The following is a 20,573-nucleotide window of genomic DNA, read 5'->3' on the forward strand; positions in this document are numbered from 1 at the left end:
ATTGCGGCATGATAAAATACACCGCGCTCTAATTGCCGATTGCCTTTTCCCATCAAGGAAGGCTATGCCCGACACTTAAGATGTGAAGGAGTGGTAATGCGGCTTGGCGGACGCCTTCAGGCGGCGATTGAGGTTCTGAACGATATTGAAGCGGGCAAGCGCCCGGCTTCCGATGCGCTGAAGGATTGGGGTGCATCGCATCGCTTTGCCGGTGCTGGCGATCGTGCTGTTATCGGCAATATTGTTTATGATGCGCTTCGCCGCAAACTATCCATTGCGTGGCGCATGGATGCGGATGATGCACGTGCATTGGCCCATGGCGCGCTGGTCTCCGAAGGTGGCATGGATTTCGCAGCCATTGATGCCACGCTTGAAGGCGATAAATTTGCCCCTGAACCTCTGGAAACCGCACGTCGCGAAGCCTGGGCCAGTCGCGATCTTTCTGCAGCACCAGCATTTGTGAAAGCCGATGTGCCCGAATGGTGCGTCCCGTCATTTGAAGCGCTGTTTGGTGAACGATGGGTGGAAGAGGCCGCAGCCCTTGCCACACGCCCACCAGTCGATCTCAGAGTGAACCTGCTGAAAGCCACGCCTGAAGCAACGCTCCAAGCCCTTGAAAAGGCGGGCGTTGCAAAGGCACCGTTTCTTGATCAGGCCTTGCGTATTCCGCCGATTGAAGCGCTTGGACGTCATCCCAATGTGCAGACCGATCAGTCCTTTCTTGACGGCTGGTTTGAGGTGCAGGATCTGGGATCACAGCTGGCTGCCCTGTTTGCAGGTGCGAAGCCCGGAGAGCAGGTGCTGGATTATTGTGCGGGTGCGGGTGGCAAGACGCTGGCGCTGGCTGCCGCTATGCACAATAGCGGACAGGTTCACGCTTATGATGCCGAACGCGCGCGGCTTTCGCCGATGCATGACAGATTGCAGAGAGCGGGCGTCCGCAACACGCAGATCCACGGTAACCTTGATGCACTCGCTCCGCTTATCGAGCGTATGGATCTTGTGCTGACCGACGCTCCATGCACCGGTTCGGGCACGTGGCGACGCAGACCGGACGCAAAATGGCGTCTCAATGATCAGCAGCTTGAACGTCGTGTGCAGGACCAACAGGAAGTGTTGGAAGCAGCCAAGCATTACGTGAAGCCGGGCGGACGACTGGTTTATGTGACCTGTTCGCTATTTGACGAAGAAAATACACGACAGGTTGAACGCTTCCTTTCTGAGAACAGCAACTATTCAGAAATTGCCCCGTCGGAACTCTGGAACAGGGTAGTTCCGGAAGCCGGTGCGGTTGCGCCGGTGTATCCTGCGCGGGGCAGCGTATTTTCTCCATTGTCAACGGATACCGATGGGTTTTATGTGGGCGTTCTACAAAAACGAGGCTAATCTCAGGGAACTTTATGCCAGCGCACAGAATTGCCGAGCCTGATTTTAAAGAGCGCGTTGAAGAGAGTTTTGGACGCCAGGCGGCCATGAAATTGATCGGCGCGGAACTCACGCGCTGTGAGCCAGGCATTGTTGAAGTCGAAATGCCGTTTCGCGAAGAGCTGACACAGCAGCACGGTATTCTCCATGCGGGCATCATTTCTGCGGCATTGGACTCTGCCTGCGGGTATGCAGCCCTTAGTCTTATGCCGACTGATGCTGCCGTGCTTACAATCGAGTTCAAAGTCAATCTGTTGGCCCCAGGTAAAGGTGACCGTTTTCTGTTTCGCGGCGAGGTTACCAAGCCCGGTCGGACAATTATGGTCAGCGATGGTCAGGCTTTCGCTGTGACAGACACAGAGGTGCGTCTCATTGCGACCATGACTGGCACGATGATGGTTGTTCAGGATCGTAAGGGCCTGCAGGGATGATCAAAACCATTGCAGGAAAACGTCTTCTTTATGTCATGGCGACAGAATCGGAATATGGTCCATATCTGAGCTCGCTTTTCTCGCCATTGATGATCGGCGTCGGTCCGGTCGAAGCTGCAATCAATCTGACGCGTGTTCTCACCCTATTCGAACAGCAGGGCGAATTGCCCGATCTGATCGTCTCGCTCGGCTCAGCTGGATCCGCGACACTCCCGCAGACTGAAATCTATCAGGTCTCATCGGTTGCTTACCGCGATATGGACGCTTCACCCTTAGGCTTTGAAAAAGGCTGCACACCATTTCTGGACTTGCCGAGAACCCTTGATTTGCTCTGTCTGGTGCCGGGTCTTCCCAGTGCGTCGCTTTCAACCGGTGCGAATATCGTCTCCGGAAAAGCCTATGATACAATTGATACCGATATGGTGGATATGGAGACCTACGCCTGCCTGCGTGCATGTCAGGCATACGGCATCACGCTGATTGGCCTGCGTGGCGTTTCCGACGGCGTACGAGAATTGCAGCATGTGGGCGACTGGACCGAGTATCTCCATGTTATCGACGAGAAGCTCGCAAGCGCGGTTGAAGAGCTGGAAGCAGCGATTTTGGATGGCACCCTGATACTTCCTGACAAGGATATGTCAGTATAGGCCAAGTTTCTCTGTTTGATTGTTGAAACGTGGCACTTCTTCCATTGCATTTTGGCCGCTTTTTATCTAGATGCTCCGCATGAGCACCACGGCACATCCTGACACTATCCTTATCGTCGACTTTGGCAGCCAAGTCACGCAGCTGATTGCACGCCGCGTACGTGAAGCCGGAGTCTATTCCGAAATCGTTCCGTTCCAGTCGGCGGAAGATGCCTATAAGCGCATCAATCCGAAGGCTGTGATCCTGTCGGGTAGTCCACACTCGACAACGGACATCGGCAGTCCGCGCGCGCCGCAGGCAATTTTCGAGGCGGGCATTCCCGTTCTTGGCATTTGCTATGGCGAGCAGACCATGTGCGCCCAGCTGGGTGGCAAGGTCGAAAGCGGTCACGACCGTGAATTCGGCCGCGCGTTCCTCGAAGTTCAGGAAGACAGCGCGCTGTTCGCTGGCATCTGGGCTAAGGGCACACGTCATCAGGTCTGGATGAGCCACGGCGACCGCGTTACAGCGCTTCCTGAAGGCTTCAAGGTTATTGGCACGTCGCCAAATGCACCTTTCGCAGCAATTTCGGATGAAAAGCGTAAGTACTTCGCAGTTCAGTTCCACCCGGAAGTGGTGCACACGCCAGATGGTGCAAAGCTGCTTCAGAATTTCGTTCACAACATCGTCGGCATCAAGCCTGACTGGACCATGTCTGCCTATCGCGAACAGGCAGTTGACGCCATTCGCAAGCAGGTCGGCAAGGGCAAGGTCATCTGCGCTCTCTCTGGCGGCGTTGACTCCTCAGTTGCCGCTCTCCTGATCCACGAAGCCGTTGGCGATCAGCTGACCTGTATCCTCGTGGACCACGGCCTGATGCGCAAGAACGAGGCTGCCGATGTGGTGGCCATGTTCAAGGAGCATTATAACCTGCCGCTGATCCTCGTGAACGCGCAGGACCGCTTCATTAGCGCTCTCGAAGGCGAAAGCGATCCGGAAAAGAAGCGTAAGACCATTGGGCGTTTGTTCATCGAAGTTTTCGAAGAAGAAGCGAAAAAGCTCGGCGGCGCAGACTTCCTTGCGCAGGGTACGTTATATCCGGACGTTATCGAAAGTGTCTCGTTTACGGGTGGTCCTTCAGTCACGATCAAATCGCACCACAATGTTGGCGGTTTGCCAGAGCGCATGAACATGCAGCTGGTCGAGCCTCTGCGCGAACTCTTCAAGGACGAAGTGCGCGTATTGGGCAAGGAACTGGGTCTTCCTGACAGCTTCATCGGACGTCATCCGTTCCCCGGTCCGGGTCTTGCGATCCGTTGCCCGGGCGGCATCACGCGCGAAAAGCTTGAAATCCTGCGCGAAGCAGATGCGATCTATCTTGATGAAATCCGCAAGGCTGGCCTTTACGACGCTATCTGGCAGGCTTTTGCCGTTCTGCTTCCGGTTCAGACCGTTGGCGTTATGGGTGACGGCCGTACCTATGAATTCGTCTGTGCACTGCGTGCAGTGACTTCGGTTGATGGCATGACTGCTGACTTCTACCACTACGACATGAACTTCCTTGGAAATGCGGCTACCCGTATTATCAATGAAGTACGCGGTATCAATCGCGTAGTCTATGACGTGACTTCGAAGCCTCCGGGTACGATCGAGTGGGAATAATATCCGCCAAAAATCGATCTAAATCACTGAAATGAAATAATTTTAGCGTTCATGCCTATCGATGTCTATCGGTAGGCATGTTCGTTTTCGTGACTGCATGTTGTGGCCCCCACGCCCAGACGCCTTGGTTTCTACAAGGTGAGATTCTGATTGAATAAACGGGAATCTTGTCCATTCTGTCGTAGAGGTCAACGTGGCTGCCACCGGGAGTGATCAGCAGCTCCTTTCTACTTATGAACAAGTATAGTCGCCTTCACAGCCGCCGCAGCGCGGTTCTCGACCCCAAGTTTAATGTAGATCTGTTCGAGATGCTTGTTCACGGTACGGGCACTCAGGTCGAGAATAGCACCGATGTCACGATTGGTTTTTCCTCGCGCGACCCAAAGCAATACATCACTTTCGCGGGGCGTCAGGCCGAAATGAACGCGAAGCATATCCTGTTCCCCGGCCTGATCAATAGCAGTCAGGCGAAACAGGAACTCGTTCGCACCCGTGGAGCCGAGATAAGCAAGATGCAGTGAAATACGGTCATCTGCAGAGATAATGTCTGGTGCATCTCTGGAAGCGTCTTGTCTGTCTCGCGCCTGCAGCCACTCGGCGCATTTTTCCTGCAACAACGATTGTCCTTTGCCGGGGGCGCTGACACCATCCATCAGACGTACGGCTTGAGGCGTCGACCAGAGGATGGATCCATCGCGATCCACGGCGAACAGATGTCTGCCGCTTGCATCAAGCGCCACGCGTGCGCTTTGCACGGAACGGGCGTTGGTCAGATGCACTTTTATGCGCGCCCGCAGTTCGTCGATATTGATGGGCTTACTCAGATAGTCGACCCCACCCGCTTCGAGTGCGTGAACGATATGCTCGGTTTCAGTCAGGCCGGTCATGAAAACTACTGGCACCTGCGAGATTGCCGGATTCGCTTTGAGCTGGCGGCAGGTTTCAAAGCCGTCCATTCCCGGCATAACAGCGTCCATCAGGATCATGTCCGGGGTGATACGCTCTGCAATGCCGAGTGCCGCGCTGCCCGATGTGGCGATTAGCACGGAGTAACTCGCCTGTTCGAGCGCCTCAGTTAGAAAGCCGAGTGTCTGCGGGGAATCGTCGACAATTAGAACCGTGTCGCGGGGGAGAACACTCATAGCCGGTGATCCATTTTTTGTTCCAGATCGCGTAAGAACATATCATAGCCAGACATGTTGAATGCACGAATATATTCGCGCGCATTTTCAACGAAGGGAACGAGGCTTTCGTCCTGCGCGAGAAGAGTGAGTTTTGCCTCGATCCCTCGGACATAGCCGATTTCACCCAAACGGATCAGATCCTGGAGGTCGGTGATTGTGGGGCTGGTGATGGTTGCCTGTAGCGGCTGAGGTTTGCGCTGGTCTTCCTCTTCGTAAATCCAGTTGAGGCCCAGATGTACGGCGAGTTTGGCGTGAATCTGCCGGATGTCGAACGGCTTGGTCAGCGCGTCACTATGTGCGTTGTCTGGCAAGCTACCAGGGCGCGTGCCATCGCCAATATTGGCTGAAAGCATAATGATGGGCGAGGTTTCACCCTTTTCGCGCAGGCGTGCCACCAGTTCCCAACCGTCCATCTCCGGCATTCGGATATCGATGAAATAGAGATCCGGGCTGATGCCGTCGATCAGGGTCAGACATTCCGGCCCGCTTTTTGCCGTCAACACGATGAAATCGAGTGGTGTCAGGATTTCGCGCATCAGCGTGCGATGGTCGTCATTGTCGTCGACGATGATCAGGGTACGTCGCGGGCCGCTATAATTCTCAATCTTTCGCGTTGGGGCAGCCAGATTGATCGGGCGGTCGATGGCACTCAGCATCAGGCGGACCTGAAAAGTCGAACCTTTGCCGTAGGTGCTCGTGACTGAAAGTTCACCACCCAGCGTGTTGGTCAGAAGCTTGGTGATCGTCAGGCCGAGGCCGAGACCCGGCAGGTGACGGGTATGTTCAGCCTCGCCTCGCTGGAAGGGTTCGAAGACACGCTCAATATCCTTCTCTACAATGCCACGTCCGGTGTCCGCGATTTTGAAAGTAGCAACCTGATTGCGATAGTCGACCTCCAGAGCGACTTCGCCCTTCTCGGTGAATTTGATTGCGTTGGTCAGCAGGTTGACCAGTATCTGACGCAGGCGCTTCTCGTCAGTACGCACATATTGCGGCAGTGTCTTGGCCTTGTGATAACGAAATGTAATACCCTTGGCTTCTGCCTGCGGCTTTAGCATATCGATGATCTGGTCGAGAAAATCGTGCAGAATGATCTCGTTGGAATAGACCTGCAAATGGCCGGTTTCGATCTTGGATATATCGAGAAGTCCGTCGATCAGTCCTGAAAGATGATCGGCGCTGCGCCGGATTAGCTTGATCGACGGCTGGCGGGCCACCGGAATGGTTTCGTCGCGCTCCAATATCTGCGCGTAACCAAGAACCGCATTGAGCGGCGTGCGAAGTTCATGGCTGAGGCCGACGACATAACGGCTCTTGGCGCGGTTTGCGGCTTCGGCATTGTCCTTGGCCTGTTGTAACGCTGCGTCTGTCTTTTTGTGTGCTGATATTTCTCTCAGCAAAAGTGCGGTTTGTCGTGAGGATTCCTCTTCCGCAACATGACGGCTGTCATGCGCCAGCACGTAGAACCAGCAGACGATCACGGCGATCAAGGCCAGAACGAAGAACACGATCAGGATCGTTCGGTTGACGACCTCTGCGGTTTCGGGCGATGCCGCTCCCGCATGATAAGCCACGAGAGCGAGGATAAAGCCCAGAAAGGCAACGGAAGCGACAACCGTGACAGCGTAGCGCCCCAGCCGTGTCGAGAGTTTTTCAATGACGGCGGCGGGCAGCAGTGCATGGGCTACTTCGGCGCTCTGCGCTCGTAAATGCGCCTTCGGTTTGCAAAGGTCGTGACAACGGCTGTCGAGCGAACAGCAGAGCGAGCAGATCGGCGCGGCATAGGCTGGACACCAGGCCATATCCTCCGGCTCGAAATCATGTTCGCAGACCGAACAGGTGATGGCGAGTTGATTCTGCCAGGCCCGACGCGGCTTGCGGGCGAGGTAATATTTGCCGCCGGTTTTCCATGCGATCAGCGGAGAGACGATAAAGGCTACGAGCAGCGCGATATAGGGCGCGAGCGCCGAGACGACAGTACCGAACGTACCAAAATGGGCGGCTATCGCGACAAGGGAGGCAATGGCCATTGTAGCCGTGCCGACCGGATTGATGTCATAAAGATGGGCGCGCTTGAACTCGATACCGGGTGGCGACAGGCCAAGACGTTTGTTGATAAACAGATCTGCGGAGATCGTGCTCAGCCAGGCCATGGCAACGATGGAGAAAATACCGAGCGTCTGTTCCAGTACTTTATAGATGCCGAGCTGCATCAAGAGGAGGCCGATGCAGACATTGAATACGAGCCACACAACGCGACCGGGATGGCTGTGCGTCAGCCGCGAAAAGAAGTTCGACCAGGCTAGAGACCCGGCATAGGCGTTCATGACATTGATCTTCAACTGCGAGACCACGACGAAGGCGACCGTCAGCAGCAATGCTGCCGTATGAGACGGGATCATATAACCGAAAGCCGTCAGATACATATGCGCCGGATCAGCGGCCACACTGGCCGGAACACCTGTGCTGAGCGTCAGCACCACCAGAAATGATCCGGCCAGCAATTTGGGCGCGCCAAGCACGACCCATCCGGGACCAGCGAGAAACACCCCAATTTTATGCCGCCATTTACGTTGGCCTCCGGGTGGCAGGAAACGCAGGAAATCCACCTGTTCGCCGATCTGCGCCATCAACGCCAGAATGACTGCCGATGCGGCCCCGAACTGCACCAGCACGAAAGGTGCGCTGTCGCCGCCGGTAAAACCCGCCTGAATGCCGGAAAAGGTTAGCCAGAGATTGAATTTATCCCAGTCGACCAGTGCGATGAAAATGAAAGGGAGGATGTTGAGGGCGATCCAGAACGGCTGGGTGATGATCTGAAACCGGCTGATCATGCGCACACCATAGGTGACGAGCGGTATGACCACGATGGCGCTGATGATATAGCCGAGCCACATAGGAATGCCGAAGGCCAGTTCCAGCGCGCCAGACATGATGGAGGCTTCGATGGCAAAGAGCAGGAAGGTAAAAGTCGCATAGATGAGCGAGGTGACGGTCGATCCGATGTAGCCGAAGCTGGCACCGCGCGTCAAAAGGTCGATATCGACGCCATGACGTATGGCATAGCGGCTGATCGGCAGGCCGACCCCCAGCATGATAAGGCTTGCGACAATGATGGCGGCAATGGCGTTGCTGGTGCCGTATGACAGCGTGATCGCGCCGCCGATTGCTTCGAGAGCGAGGAAGGAGATCGCACCTATGGCGGTGTGGGCAATGCGATTGGACGAGAAGCGGCGTGCGCTTTTCGCGGTGAAACGCAAGGCGTAATCCTCCAGCGTTTCATCAGCAACCCAGCGGTTATATTCCCTTCTGACTGGGATGATGCGTTGCCGCGCTGCCCCATGCTGTCCCATACTGCTCCATTTCCCCTCCGGCTCTTTATTGTGCCGTTTCAAAGAGAGATAGCAGGTAAACTCAATAATGCATATTTCACCCCGGTAACTACGTCATTTAACGTATAAGGAAACGGCGACCTCTCCCCAATAGTTGGCAATAACCCGGAGAACCGGGAGAACCATACAGAGAGGGACACACAATGAAATTCCGGTCGCAGATGCTTGCCGCGCTTTTTGCAAGCGCGCTTACCATCCCGAGCCTCTCCGGCGCATTTGCCGAAGAAGACACGATCAAGGTTGGTATTCTCCATTCGTTGTCGGGCACAATGGCCATTTCCGAAACGACACTCAAAGACGCCATGCTGATGCTTATCGAAGAGCAGAACAAGAAGGGTGGTCTTCTGGGTAAAAAGCTTGAGGCCGTTGTCGTGGACCCCGCTTCCGATTGGCCGCTCTTCGCTGAAAAGGCGCGCCAGCTGATTTCTCAGGATAAGGTCGCAGCCGTGTTCGGTTGCTGGACGTCGGTGTCGCGCAAATCGGTTCTCCCGGTCTTCAAGGAACTCAACAATATTCTGTTCTACCCGGTGCAGTATGAAGGTGAGGAATCCGAGCGCAACGTTTTCTATACGGGCGCGGCACCGAACCAGCAGGCAATCCCTGCTGTTGACTATCTGATGGAAAACGAAGGTGTTGAACGCTGGGTTCTCGAAGGCACCGATTACGTCTATCCGCGCACAACCAACAAGATTCTTGAAGCTTATCTGCTTTCCAAGGGCGTGAAGCCTGAGGATATCCGTGTCAACTATACGCCATTCGGCTTTTCAGACTGGCAGACGGAAGTGGCGGCGATCAAAGGCTTTGGTGCTGCTGGCAAGAAGACCGCTGTGGTTTCGACCGTCAATGGCGATGCCAATGTTCCATTCTATAAGGAACTCGCCAATCAGGGCGTAAAGGCAGAAGATATTCCGGTCGTGGCCTTCTCGGTTGGTGAAGAAGAACTGGCGGGTATCGACACTGCTCCGCTGGTCGGCCATCTTGCAGCGTGGAACTATTTCGAGTCGGTTGATAATCCGACCAATGCCAAGTTCATTGAAACCTGGCATGCTTTCACCAAGGATGACAAGCGCGTCACCAACGATCCGATGGAAGCTTCGTTCATCGGTTTCAATATGTGGCTCAAGGCTGTCGAAAAGGCCGGAACCATCGATCAGGACGCTGTGATCGATGCAATGGTTGGCGTCTCCGTGCCCAATCTTTCAGGTGGCTATTCGACCATGATGCCCAACCATCATATCACCAAGCCGGTGCTGATCGGCGAAATCCAGTCGAACGGTCAGTTTGAAATTGTCAGCCAGACGCCGGGACTGATTGTTGGTGATGAGTGGTCTGATTACCTGCCGGATTCCAAGAACCTGATCTCGGATTGGCGCAAGCCGATGTCTTGCGGCAATTTCAATGTCGAAACCGGCAAGTGCGGCGGTCAGGGCGGATCCTGATAACGGGGATGCAGAGGGCGGGCATGAACGGGCCTGCCCCTTGCAGTTCAGAGGTCTGAACAGGCCACAATCGAGAATACAGCTATAATTAAGGAAGTCAGCTATGGAGTGCCGGATACGGGCCGTCTTGCTCGTCCTGTCTGTCCTGTTTGCCGTCATGGCGACGGCGGCGAGAGCGGATGAATTTCAGGGGCTTGTCGATGCATTGGGTAGGGCGAATTTTACCCAGATGCAGGACCGGATCTCCGCTCTTGCGGATACGGGCGATGCGCGGGTCGTACCGATGCTGAATGCACTTGGCGATGGCGATCTTTATATGCGCAAATCTGATGGCCGGGTATTCATTACCAAGGCATCCGGTGCCAGCTTCCAGATTATCGACCCGATCACCGGCGAAAAGGCTGGAGAGGCGCCGAAAGGCGGGATGGAAAAGGTCAAAGTCAACAATTCCGTGCGCCGTGCGATTCGCACCGCTCTAGGTGGGCTGACGCTGATGAGTCCCAATCGGGTTGAGCGCCTGAAGGCTGCCGAAATTGTCGCCGCAAGCCCGAACGCAGACGCGCTTGAGTCAATCGAAGCTGCGCTTTCCAAGGAACAGGACAGCGCAATCCGGACAGTGCTGGAAAAGGCGCAGGCCGCGTCGCTTCTGATTTCCGATCGCCCGCTCGGCGATAAGTTGGGAGCGGCACAGTTCCTTCAGGATCATGGCGATCGTTCCACCTTGTCGGTTTTGAGCGCCGCTCGCGCCAATGCGCAGCCTGAGCTTGCAGTGGCGCTTGATGGAGCCATCGCGCATATCGAGCAAAGACAGGCCTTATGGGATATCGGGCAGAATGTCTGGTATGGGCTGTCACTCGGCTCGGTGCTGCTGCTCGCCGCTATCGGCCTTGCAATTACCTTCGGCGTCATGGGCATCATCAATATGGCACATGGCGAAATGGTCATGCTGGGTGCTTATGTCACTTACGTGGTGCAAGACGTCATCCGCACCAGCTACCCCGGCTTGTTCGACTGGTCGCTTGCTATCGCATTGCCATTGGCATTCCTGTTCACGGCGCTGGTCGGGCTGATGATCGAACGTGGTGTCATCCGGTTCCTCTATGGACGTCCGCTCGAAACCTTGTTGGCGACCTGGGGTATTTCCCTGATCCTGCAACAGGCTGTACGTACGATATTCGGACCAACCAATCGCGAAGTTGGTAATCCATCGTGGATGTCGGGTGCGTTCGAACTGGGCGGTATGACCATCACCTGGAACCGCTTCTGGATCATCCTGTTTTCGATGGCCGTTTTCTTCACGCTACTGGCTCTATTGAAACGGTCGAATTTTGGCCTGCAAATGCGTGCTGTCACCCAAAACCGGCGCATGGCGTCGTCAATGGGCATCCGGACGCCCTATGTGGATGCGTTCACCTTCGCATTGGGTTCGGGGATTGCGGGCATAGCTGGTGTCGCGCTGTCGCAGATCGATAATGTGTCGCCCAATCTCGGACAGGGCTACATCATCGACAGTTTCATGGTTGTGGTGTTTGGCGGCGTTGGCAATTTGTGGGGCACACTGGTTGGCGCATTCTCGCTCGGTATCCTGAACAAGTTCCTCGAACCTTACGCCGGTGCAGTGCTTGGCAAGATCCTGGTGCTTGTGCTCATCATTCTCTTTATCCAGAAACGCCCGCGCGGTTTGTTCGCTCTCAAGGGCAGGGCGGTGGAAGCATGATTACGGCATTTCTGTTCCGAAAACTCGACCGCGGTGTCTTTATCGCCGCTGCAATCCTGATCGCTGCCGCTTTTGCTGTTCCGCTGCTCAATCTGCTGACAGCACCCGATCACTCGCTGCATGTGCCAACCTACATGGTGTCGCTGCTTGGCAAGTATCTGACCTATGCCTTGCTGGCGCTGGCGCTTGATCTGGTCTGGGGCTTCTGCGGTATTCTCTCACTTGGTCATGCTGCATTTTTTGCGCTCGGCGGCTATGCAATGGGTATGTATCTGGTGCGTCAAATCGGCGTGCGCGGGGTTTATGGCAATCCGGACCTGCCAGACTTTATGGTGTTCCTTAACTGGAAAGAACTGCCATGGTACTGGTTTGGCTTCGACCATTTCTGGTTCGCTTTCCTGATGGTACTGCTGGTGCCGGGCTTGCTGGCCTTCGTGTTCGGCTGGTTCGCCTTTCGCTCCCGCGTGACTGGTGTCTATCTTTCGATCATTACCCAAGCCATGACCTATGCCTTGATGCTGGCTTTCTTTCGCAACGAGATGGGTTTCGGTGGCAATAACGGTCTGACGGATTTTAAGGATATTCTGGGTTTTAACATTCAGGCCGATGGTACGCGCGCCTCCCTCTTTGCCGTCTCCGCAATCGTGTTGGCCATGGCTCTGGTCTTCAGTTCGGCTGTCGTCAAATCGAAATTCGGCAAGGTGCTCGTCAGCGTACGTGATGCCGAGAGCCGCACTCGGTTTTTGGGTTACCGCCCGGAAAACTACAAGCTCTTCATATTTACGGTTTCGGCGATGATGGCAGCTGTGGCCGGTGCACTCTATGTGCCACAGGTCGGCATCATCAATCCGGGTGAATTTGCTCCGGCCAATTCCATCGAAGTCGTCATCTGGACGGCGGTCGGGGGGCGAGCAACACTCGTGGGGCCGGTGATTGGCGCCGTATTGGTCAATTTCGGCAAGAGCGTCTTCACCACGGCTTTTCCGGAAATGTGGCTGTTCGTGCTCGGAGCGCTGTTCGTCGCTGTTACCCTGTTCCTGCCTAAAGGCATTGTCGGCACATTCCGGTCATTCATGGTTTCACGTCAATCTGCAAAGGCATCAGTCGGGAACGACACGACAGTGCAAGCCAAATTGCAAACGACGCCAGCGGAGTAAGATAGATAATGACCGAAAGCCCCAACACTCTGCTTTATCTCAACGGTGTTTCCGTTTCCTTCGATGGGTTCAAGGCGCTTAATGCGCTGTCCTTCGTCGTCGAGCCGGGCGAGCTGCGTGCCATTATTGGTCCGAATGGCGCTGGCAAAACAACGATGATGGATATCATTACCGGCAAGACAAAACCGGATGAGGGTGAGGTGTTTTTTGAGGGTAATATCGATCTCACCAAGAAGGATGAGGCTGATATTGCCCAGATTGGAATCGGCCGCAAGTTCCAGAAGCCGACCGTGTTCGAGAGCCACACTGTCTGGGACAACATCGAGCTTGCACTCGAACGTAAGCGGGGTGTCTGGGCGACATTGTTCTATCGTCAGGACAAGGCAGATAGCGAGCGCATCGAGGAGATATTGAAGACAGTGCGCCTTTGGGCGCGGCGCGATGAACTCGCCACCAATCTTTCTCATGGTCAAAAGCAGTGGCTCGAAATCGGTATGCTACTTGCTCAGGAGCCCAAGCTTTTGCTGGTCGATGAACCGGTCGCGGGCATGACGGACGCTGAAACGGCTGAAACCGCTATTCTTCTTAAGGCAATCGCCAAGACGCGCTCTGTTGTGGTGGTGGAACACGATATGGGTTTCATCCGCGAGCTGGGCGTCAAGGTGACGTGCCTTGCTGAGGGTAGCGTGCTTGCCGAAGGATCGATCGATTTCGTCAGTTCTGATCCGAAAGTGATCGAAAATTACCTTGGGCGCTAGAAAGGCTTACGGATGTTGAACGTTGAAAATGTGAGCCTTCATTATGGTGCGGCACAGGCCTTGCGCGGAGTGTCGCTGAAGGCGGAAGCAGGGCGGATTACCTGTGTTCTGGGCCGCAACGGTGTTGGCAAGACCAGCTTACTGCGCGCAATTACCGGACAGCAGGCTCTGAGCGGCGGGCATGTCGTGTTCGACAATGAAGATATGAAGGCCCTGCCACCTTATGCGCGTGCCAGCCGGGGCATGGGCTATGTTCCGCAGGGACGTGAAATATTCCCGCTTTTGACAGTGAAGGAAAACCTCGAAACCGGTTATGCGTTGCTCAAGCGCTCGGAGCGGTCTATTCCAGCCGAGATATTCAATCTCTTTCCGGTGCTGAAGGACATGCTGCCGCGACGGGGCGGCGATCTGTCGGGTGGTCAGCAGCAGCAACTGGCCATCGGTCGTGCCATGGTTCTGAAACCGCGTATTCTGGTGCTCGATGAACCGACAGAAGGCATACAACCTTCCATCATCAAGGATATTGGCCGCGCTATCCGCTATCTGCGCGACTCGACCGGCATGGCCATCCTGCTGGTTGAGCAATATCTCGATTTCTGCCGCGAACTTGCCGATCGTGTTTATATCATGGATCGCGGTGAGATCGTTCTGGAGGGTGCTGCCGAAGTGCTGGATACGCCGAAAGCCAGAAGTCATCTGACTGTTTAGGACAATGGCGGCGGCGACATTATTCAATCAGGTAGCCGCCCGCCGATAATTATCTCAGATAATGTATATGCGGTCGGCAGGAATGCGAGGAAGTCTCCACTCGCGCCTCGATACAGAAGACATCCCTGAGAAGCCGCTCATTGATGACGTCTTCCGGTATCCCGGTAGCCACTATTTTGCCGTTCTTCATGACGATCAGTTCATCACAGAACATGGCTGCATGATTGAGGTCATGCAGCGCGATAATGCTCGTGATAGGCAAACCGGAGACAAGTTTGAGCAAACTCATCTGATGCTGAATATCCAGATGGTTCGTTGGCTCGTCAAGAATGAGTTCTTTTGGCTTCTGCGCTAATGCTCTTGCGATATGTACGCGCTGCTTTTCGCCACCCGACAAGCTTTGCCAATGATCATTTCGCTTGGTCTTCATGCCTGTGCGTTCAAGTGCATCTTCCACTGCGGTATCATCCATACCTGTCCAGCCGGAGAACAACGAGCGGTGCGGAAAGCGCCCAAGCTTTACGACATCAATGACTTTGAGATTGGCATTGGTTGTTGCGTGTTGCTCCACAAAGGCAATCCGCTGTGCGATGCTGCGTCGGGAGATTTTGCTGATATCCGTTTCATCGAGCATGACGCGTCCGCAATTAGGGCGCTTTAGTCCGGCGACCAAACGCAGTAAGGACGTCTTTCCCGACCCGTTTGGTCCCAGAAGCCCAAGCATCTTTCCTGGCTTCGCTTCAAAAGACACGCCATCGAGAATAGTTTTCTTGCCAATCTTCCACGTGATATTTTCGGCGATGATTGTCATGATGCGCGCTGAAACCGGTAAAGAATGATCGAAAAGAACGGCACCCCGACCAGTGCGGTGACAACGCCAATCGGCAAGACCTGCTGCGGTATCAGCGCACGTGATGCAATATCGGCGAGCACCATGAAAATCGCGCCGACAATGGCACAGGCTGGCAGCAATCTTATGTGTAGCGGCCCCACAATGAAACGGGCGGCATGAGGCACAACCAGCCCGACGAAACCAATTGATCCAACCATACTGACGATGGTTGCTGTCATCATCGCGGTCAACGCAAACAGGACAAGGCGAGCGCGTCCCACATTGACCCCGAGCGAGGAAGCAGCTTCATCACCAAAGGCAAATGCATCGAGGACATGTGCATAAAGAAGACAGGCGATAAGCGCAAAGCCCACGACCACAGAAACCAGCATGAATTCTGGCCAGCGAACGCCACCAAAACTGCCGAGCAACCAGAACATCACGTCGCGGGCCTGCTGTGCATTACCCGATGTGGTAACAATATAGGAGGTCGCGGCATTGAAAAGTTGTGAAGCTGCGACGCCTGCAAGAATGGTGCGATCAGCGCCGCCCCGTGTCCCATTGGAGAGAAGAGCTACGAAGAAGAAGGCAGCAAATGCACCGACAAAAGCGCCTGCGGAAAGTGAAACGGCGCCGGCTCCAATACCCAGAATGACCACGGCAACCGCGCCGGTTGATGCACCAGCCGAAATACCCAAAACATAGGGTTCGGCCAAGGGATTGCGCAAAAGCGACTGCATAATCGCGCCCGACAGGGCAAGGCCGGCACCGCAAAATGCTGCAACAAGAGCCCGACTTAAACGATAATCCCAAATCACCGTCTCATGAATGCGATTGAGTTCGACCGCACTCCACCCAAGGCGATTGGTGATCGCAGCAAAAGTCGTTGAGAGTGGGATCGGCAAATCGCCGATCCCGACGCTTAAACCCACAACAAGTCCGATTGCGAAAAGAGACGCCAGCAGTACAAGGCCAAATATGCCCCAATGCCTTAGGGGATGGCGCCTTAAGGGATGACTGAGGTCACTCACTTGAGGATACCAAGCACTTTCAATTGCTCTGCAACCTGTTCTGCACCATAGATCGTGCGGATGGTTGGGTTCATGGCCTGACCGTCCATGACGGTGATCGCCTTGTTTTTGACGGCGGGCATCTGGCTGACGGCCGGGTCGGAGTTCAGGAACGCAATCTTGGCCTCAGGCTTGTCAAGCTCCCAACGATTGCGATCGAGATTGGCCACAACGATGACGTCGGGATTTGCAGCGATAATGCTTTCCCAGCCGAGGGTCGGCCATTCTGCCTCGGCTTTGATGGCATTTTCGCCGCCAAGTACATTCGCAATGAAACTTGATGCGCCATTTCCGCCGCCCAGATAAGCGTCGGCAGAAGGGGACTGGCTGGAGAACCAGAAGACGTAGGAAAGCTTCTTGCCGCCTGTAGGGACGCTGGCTCTCAACGCAGCTTCACGGGCCTTGAAATCAGCAATGAGACGCTGCCCGCGATCGGTAACGTCAAAAATTTGCGAAAGCTCATCGATCTCCTTGTAAAGAAGATTCATGTTCCACAATTCGTCTCTGCTGCCATATTCATCCTTGACCTGTTCCGTGCTCAGGCAGGTGCTTGGCGACAAATAGGTTGGAACACCGACCTTGTCGAAATCTTCGCGCTTGGCGACCTTGCTGCTTTTTCCAATCAGGCTCGGCAATGATGCCGCAACGAAATCCGGGTTCTCCGCAAGGATGGATTCAAAAGTCGGGAACTCCACTGTCAGAAGCTTTACTTTTGAATTGGCGGCTTCAAGCTGTGGGAGGACCTTGCTCGGCCAAAAAGCGGTTCCCGCCATTTTGTCTTCGAGACCAAGCAGCAGAAGAATTTCTGCACTGTTCTGACCAAGGCCGATAGAGCGCTCGGGAGCTTCTTCGAACGTGATTTTTGCACCGCAATTTTCAATTGTCAGCGGATACTTTGTCGAAGATGCGGTGGCCGGGTTGATCTGAAAAGTAAGTATGGCAGCGAGGCCTGAAACAGCCAGAAGAGACTTCATTGCTATCAAGGGAGGAGTCCTGAGTTGAGAACCAATAACTGTGGCGTGCCTAAAACACTCGATTTCCCTATAATCCAGATGCTAACGCCAAAACAAGAGATAGCTAGTCATATTTTAACCTGATCCAGTTCGCAGCTCTGTGTTCGCGGCATAGCTCCGACACAGGAACACCACCTTCGGCCTGACGCAGGATTGTAAGAATCTTTGATTGGTTAAGCGTGCTCGTTTTCATCGCAATCTCCTCGATCACAATGCCGAGAAAATCCCACTTTTAAGCCCTATTAATTTCTGGCGGAATTACGGGCCGACGAAGCAATAATACGGCAGGTGACAGCGCCAATATCATCATTCCCATTAGCCAAAAGCAGTCATTATAGGTCATCACAAGCGCATTTCTTTCGATCAGGCTCGTTAGCTGCGATATCGCGCGCAGCTTCGCTGTGGCGGCATCTATGCCCTGGCTGACACCATTGACTGCGAGCCGTGCCTGACCCGCCAATGAGTTTGCAGTGAGAGACTCTCGAATGGAATCAGAATGAACCGCAGTTCGATGGTCAATAACTATACCGCTAAAGGCCAACCCCAGAGAGCCTCCGAGATTGCGCGCCATGCTGTAAATTCCTGCCGCATCAGCTGCGTTTTCTCTTCCGATCGCGGCCATCGAAACCTGATTGAGTGGTAAAACGGTCAGAATCTGACCGACGCCTCGCAGCAATTGTGAGAGAGCAAAATCCGCTCCGGCACTGTCTGGACTAAGTCCAATATCGACAAAGCAACTCGATGCTAGCAAAACCAATCCCAGGGCGACCATGATGCGTGCATCAAAGCGTCCTACGATACGCGGCAGAACAGGGACGAGTAAGAGCACAGGAACTGCCGCAAGCATCATAACGCTCCCGGCTTGCCTCGGATTGTATCCCGCAATGGAGCTAAGAAACTGGGGTAAAATGAACGTGGCACCATAGGTTGCAGCGCCAACGACGAGCGCAATCAGTGTAGCGCTGGCGAATGTAGCATTACGGAGAAGTGACAGCTTTATAACCGGGGCAACGCTCGTTTTCTGTGTGATGAATAGAATGGCAAAGCCAAAGAGCGAAGCGAAACTGAGCCCGATAATGAAGACGGATTCGAACCAGTTTTCGCGTTGCCCTTCCTCAAGTAAGACGGTGAGGCAACTAAACGCCATCGTCATTCCGATGATGCCCCACCAATCCGCCTTCGCCAAAAGTTCCGGCTTTGCATTTTTTTGCGGCAGGCCGACCAGGAGGAGAACAGCAAGAGCAATGCCGACAGGCAAGTTCAGGAAAAGCACCATCGCCAGCTGATCTCCTCAGCAAGATAGCCGCCGAGAACAGGGCCCAAAATTGGCCCGATCAACACAATGACGCCAAATATGCTCATACCAATGGGCATTTGCCGAACAGGGAGGCGGGTGCGAATGATTACCTGCGCAGTGGGTATGAGCGCACCGCCAAAAAAGCCCTGCCCAACGCGTCCGATGATCATCGCAAGCAGACTATTGGACAGACCGCAGAACATTAAGAAAATGATGAATGCTGTGGTCGTAATAAGCAGCAGTGTACGCAAACCGAGCAAACGCGTGAACCATGCCGTCAGAGGGATCATGATTACTTCTGCAACCAGATAACCGGTGCCGATCCATGTTCCTTCCGTACCACTGGCACCGATTGCGCCCTGAATTTGCGGTAAGGCTGTGTTGGTAATTGAAATATCGAGCGTGGCCATCAGCGCACCAAGCGCGCCAGCAACAACGGCAATCCAGTCAGTGAGTTTCGCTGATTCCTGTTCGGGCCCCACGATTGGATTGAGTGTTCCTTCCTCGGTCATCGAGAAGAAGCCATTCGGTCTGCGGCCGCTGTCCTTGTGTCGACCGTTACCTCGACCGACAGGCCTGGCACCAGAGGTGGTGCGTCTTTGCTCTGGGCTTCGAGCTCAATACGAACTGGTACGCGCTGTACAATCTTCGTAAAATTTCCAGTCGCATTTTCAGGAGGTAAAAGAGCAAACTGTGCACCTGTGCCGGGCGCAAAACTACGGACCACACCGGTAACAGTGGTGTTAGGATAGGCATCAATTCGCAAGTCTGCGCGCTGCCCTTCCCGCATATTGCCGATCTGAGTCTCTTTGAAATTGGCAACGAGATAGATATTGTTGGTCGGTACAACCGTCATCAGTAAGGTGCCAGGCTGAACAAACTGCCCCTTCTGAACCGTGCGGTCTCCTATCCGGCCTGTAATCGAGCTTCGAAGGACTGTATCCTCCAAATCGATTTCAGCTTTGCCTAAACTTTCCTGAGCTGCATCGAATTGTGCCCGAGCGAGATCGATTTGTGCCTGTAGCGTGGCAGTTTGTTGACGAGCTGTTTCGAACGCTGCCTGTTTCAGTCGAATGATCGATTTGGCTTGCTCAAGCTTACTTCTTGTCTGCTCGACTTTCTGCTGGCTTTCTATCCCCCGAGCTACAAGTGGAGAGGCCCGATTATAGTCTTTTTGCGCAAGGGCTGCGTTCTCTGTTGCATTCTCAAGATCCGCCTGAGACTGTGCGATAACCGAAGTTTGTTGTTGAAGTTCAGCTTCACTCCTGGCGAGATCAGCCTTTCGGGCATTTAAGGTTGCAGCAGCCTCGTGAACTGCCATTTCATATCGGCGCGGATCAATTTTCACGAGCGCTTGTCCGGCCGCGACCTCCTGATTGTCTGTAACATACACTTCGATGATTTGGCCCGAAACAGCCGGGGCCATCGAAACCTGATCTGCACGCAGATAAGCATTATCCGTGCTGACCATAAAGCGGCCGGTCACATACCAGTCATGACCATAATAGCCACCTCCGACTACACCAAGAATAGCCAGAACAGTGAGTACGCGCCTTGAGGGGCGGCGTTTTCTTTGAGTTGAGGTTTCGTTTGATATGACGGTTTCTGGCGATACGGTCGCGTTCATTTAATGGCCCAATGGCTGTCGGATTAGAGAGTAAATATTCCATTTGATATAATTCTGTCAATCGGAAGAAATCTGACATCTGGAATACTTTGAGTGGCTGTGATATTTTTCCGACGACAGGAGTGCGCAATGGCAAATGTGAGAAGACGTAAATCGGAGAACGGTTATCCTCGTGGAGAGGAAACGAAAGCCAATATAATAAGAACAGCGATTTCTCTGTTCGGAGAGAAGGGC

The 20,573-nt window shown here is 54.2% G+C and carries 16 protein-coding genes and 1 pseudogene (1 of these 17 running past the window's edge); 10 read left to right on the plus strand and 7 right to left on the minus strand.

Going from position 1 to position 20,573, the window contains the following annotated elements:
• Window positions 1-96: 96 nt before the first annotated feature.
• The 4 genes from C9380_RS19700 to guaA all read left to right on the plus strand — a co-directional run bounded on the left by C9380_RS19700 (window position 97) and on the right by guaA (window position 4,145).
• Window positions 97-1,386 carry an RsmB/NOP family class I SAM-dependent RNA methyltransferase gene (locus tag C9380_RS19700; RefSeq protein ID WP_128094372.1) on the plus strand — a complete coding sequence of 430 codons (1,290 nt, stop codon included), beginning with the start codon at window positions 97-99 and terminating at the stop codon, window positions 1,384-1,386.
• 14 nt (window positions 1,387-1,400) lie between these two features.
• On the plus strand, window positions 1,401-1,856 hold the full coding sequence (locus C9380_RS19705; protein WP_024897768.1) for a PaaI family thioesterase: 456 nt from the start codon (window positions 1,401-1,403) through the stop codon (window positions 1,854-1,856).
• Window positions 1,853-2,503 carry a 5'-methylthioadenosine/S-adenosylhomocysteine nucleosidase gene (locus tag C9380_RS19710; protein ID WP_128094373.1) on the plus strand — a complete coding sequence of 217 codons (651 nt, stop codon included), beginning with the start codon at window positions 1,853-1,855 and terminating at the stop codon, window positions 2,501-2,503. The genes C9380_RS19705 and C9380_RS19710 overlap by 4 nt, the downstream gene beginning before the upstream one ends.
• A gap of 79 nt (window positions 2,504-2,582) precedes the next feature.
• Window positions 2,583-4,145 (plus strand): glutamine-hydrolyzing GMP synthase, encoded by a 1,563-nt coding sequence (guaA, locus tag C9380_RS19715; protein ID WP_024897770.1) that lies wholly within the window; start codon window positions 2,583-2,585, stop codon window positions 4,143-4,145.
• A 227-nt stretch (window positions 4,146-4,372) separates the two neighbouring features.
• Here the strand turns inward: guaA and C9380_RS19720 are convergent, their stop codons facing one another.
• Both C9380_RS19720 and C9380_RS19725 read right to left on the minus strand, forming a co-directional pair.
• Window positions 4,373-5,287, minus strand: a complete 915-nt coding sequence (locus C9380_RS19720) for a response regulator transcription factor (RefSeq protein ID WP_024897771.1) — start codon at window positions 5,285-5,287, stop codon at window positions 4,373-4,375.
• Window positions 5,284-8,682 (minus strand): hybrid sensor histidine kinase/response regulator, encoded by a 3,399-nt coding sequence (locus C9380_RS19725; RefSeq protein ID WP_128094374.1) that lies wholly within the window; start codon window positions 8,680-8,682, stop codon window positions 5,284-5,286. The genes C9380_RS19720 and C9380_RS19725 overlap by 4 nt, the downstream gene beginning before the upstream one ends.
• Before the next feature lie 200 nt (window positions 8,683-8,882).
• On the opposite strand from C9380_RS19725, the gene urtA reads away from it, so the two are divergent.
• The 5 genes from urtA to urtE all read left to right on the plus strand — a co-directional run bounded on the left by urtA (window position 8,883) and on the right by urtE (window position 14,500).
• Window positions 8,883-10,160 (plus strand): urea ABC transporter substrate-binding protein, encoded by a 1,278-nt coding sequence (urtA, locus tag C9380_RS19730; protein ID WP_374844450.1) that lies wholly within the window; start codon window positions 8,883-8,885, stop codon window positions 10,158-10,160.
• A 103-nt stretch (window positions 10,161-10,263) separates the two neighbouring features.
• On the plus strand, window positions 10,264-11,877 hold the full coding sequence (gene urtB / locus C9380_RS19735) for an urea ABC transporter permease subunit UrtB (protein ID WP_128094375.1): 1,614 nt from the start codon (window positions 10,264-10,266) through the stop codon (window positions 11,875-11,877).
• Complete coding sequence (gene urtC, locus C9380_RS19740) at window positions 11,874-13,034, plus strand: urea ABC transporter permease subunit UrtC (protein WP_128094376.1); 1,161 nt, start codon at window positions 11,874-11,876, stop codon at window positions 13,032-13,034. The genes urtB and urtC overlap by 4 nt, the downstream gene beginning before the upstream one ends.
• A gap of 8 nt (window positions 13,035-13,042) precedes the next feature.
• Complete coding sequence (gene urtD / locus C9380_RS19745) at window positions 13,043-13,792, plus strand: urea ABC transporter ATP-binding protein UrtD (protein WP_128094377.1); 750 nt, start codon at window positions 13,043-13,045, stop codon at window positions 13,790-13,792.
• 12 nt (window positions 13,793-13,804) lie between these two features.
• The gene (urtE, locus tag C9380_RS19750; protein ID WP_128094378.1) at window positions 13,805-14,500 is read left to right on the plus strand and encodes an urea ABC transporter ATP-binding subunit UrtE; all 696 of its coding nucleotides are present in this window, start codon (window positions 13,805-13,807) and stop codon (window positions 14,498-14,500) included.
• Window positions 14,501-14,549: 49 nt separating this feature from the next.
• Here the strand turns inward: urtE and C9380_RS19755 are convergent, their stop codons facing one another.
• The 5 genes and pseudogenes from C9380_RS19755 to C9380_RS19775 form a co-directional block, all read right to left on the minus strand.
• Window positions 14,550-15,311, minus strand: a complete 762-nt coding sequence (locus C9380_RS19755; protein WP_100557757.1) for an ABC transporter ATP-binding protein — start codon at window positions 15,309-15,311, stop codon at window positions 14,550-14,552.
• Window positions 15,308-16,312, minus strand: a complete 1,005-nt coding sequence (locus C9380_RS19760) for a FecCD family ABC transporter permease (RefSeq protein ID WP_100558080.1) — start codon at window positions 16,310-16,312, stop codon at window positions 15,308-15,310. The genes C9380_RS19755 and C9380_RS19760 overlap by 4 nt, the downstream gene beginning before the upstream one ends.
• A 47-nt stretch (window positions 16,313-16,359) precedes the next feature.
• Window positions 16,360-17,385: an ABC transporter substrate-binding protein gene (locus tag C9380_RS19765; protein ID WP_128094379.1), complete on the minus strand. Its 1,026-nt coding sequence runs from the start codon at window positions 17,383-17,385 to the stop codon at window positions 16,360-16,362.
• A 262-nt stretch (window positions 17,386-17,647) separates the two neighbouring features.
• Window positions 17,648-19,224, minus strand: a pseudogene (locus tag C9380_RS19770) (DHA2 family efflux MFS transporter permease subunit).
• The gene (locus tag C9380_RS19775) at window positions 19,221-20,339 is read right to left on the minus strand and encodes an HlyD family secretion protein (RefSeq protein WP_100557760.1); all 1,119 of its coding nucleotides are present in this window, start codon (window positions 20,337-20,339) and stop codon (window positions 19,221-19,223) included. The pseudogene C9380_RS19770 and the gene C9380_RS19775 overlap by 4 nt, the downstream one beginning before the upstream one ends.
• Before the next feature lie 129 nt (window positions 20,340-20,468).
• Between C9380_RS19775 and C9380_RS19780 the strand changes: the two genes are divergently transcribed.
• Window positions 20,469-20,573: the start of a TetR/AcrR family transcriptional regulator gene (locus C9380_RS19780; protein WP_100557761.1), read on the plus strand. It continues 588 nt past the right edge of the window; 105 of the gene's 693 nt are visible here — the first part of the coding sequence; the start codon lies at window positions 20,469-20,471; its stop codon lies off the right edge, out of view.

It is taken from the genome of Brucella pituitosa (genome assembly GCF_003049685.1).
Taxonomy (GTDB): domain Bacteria; phylum Pseudomonadota; class Alphaproteobacteria; order Rhizobiales; family Rhizobiaceae; genus Brucella; species Brucella pituitosa.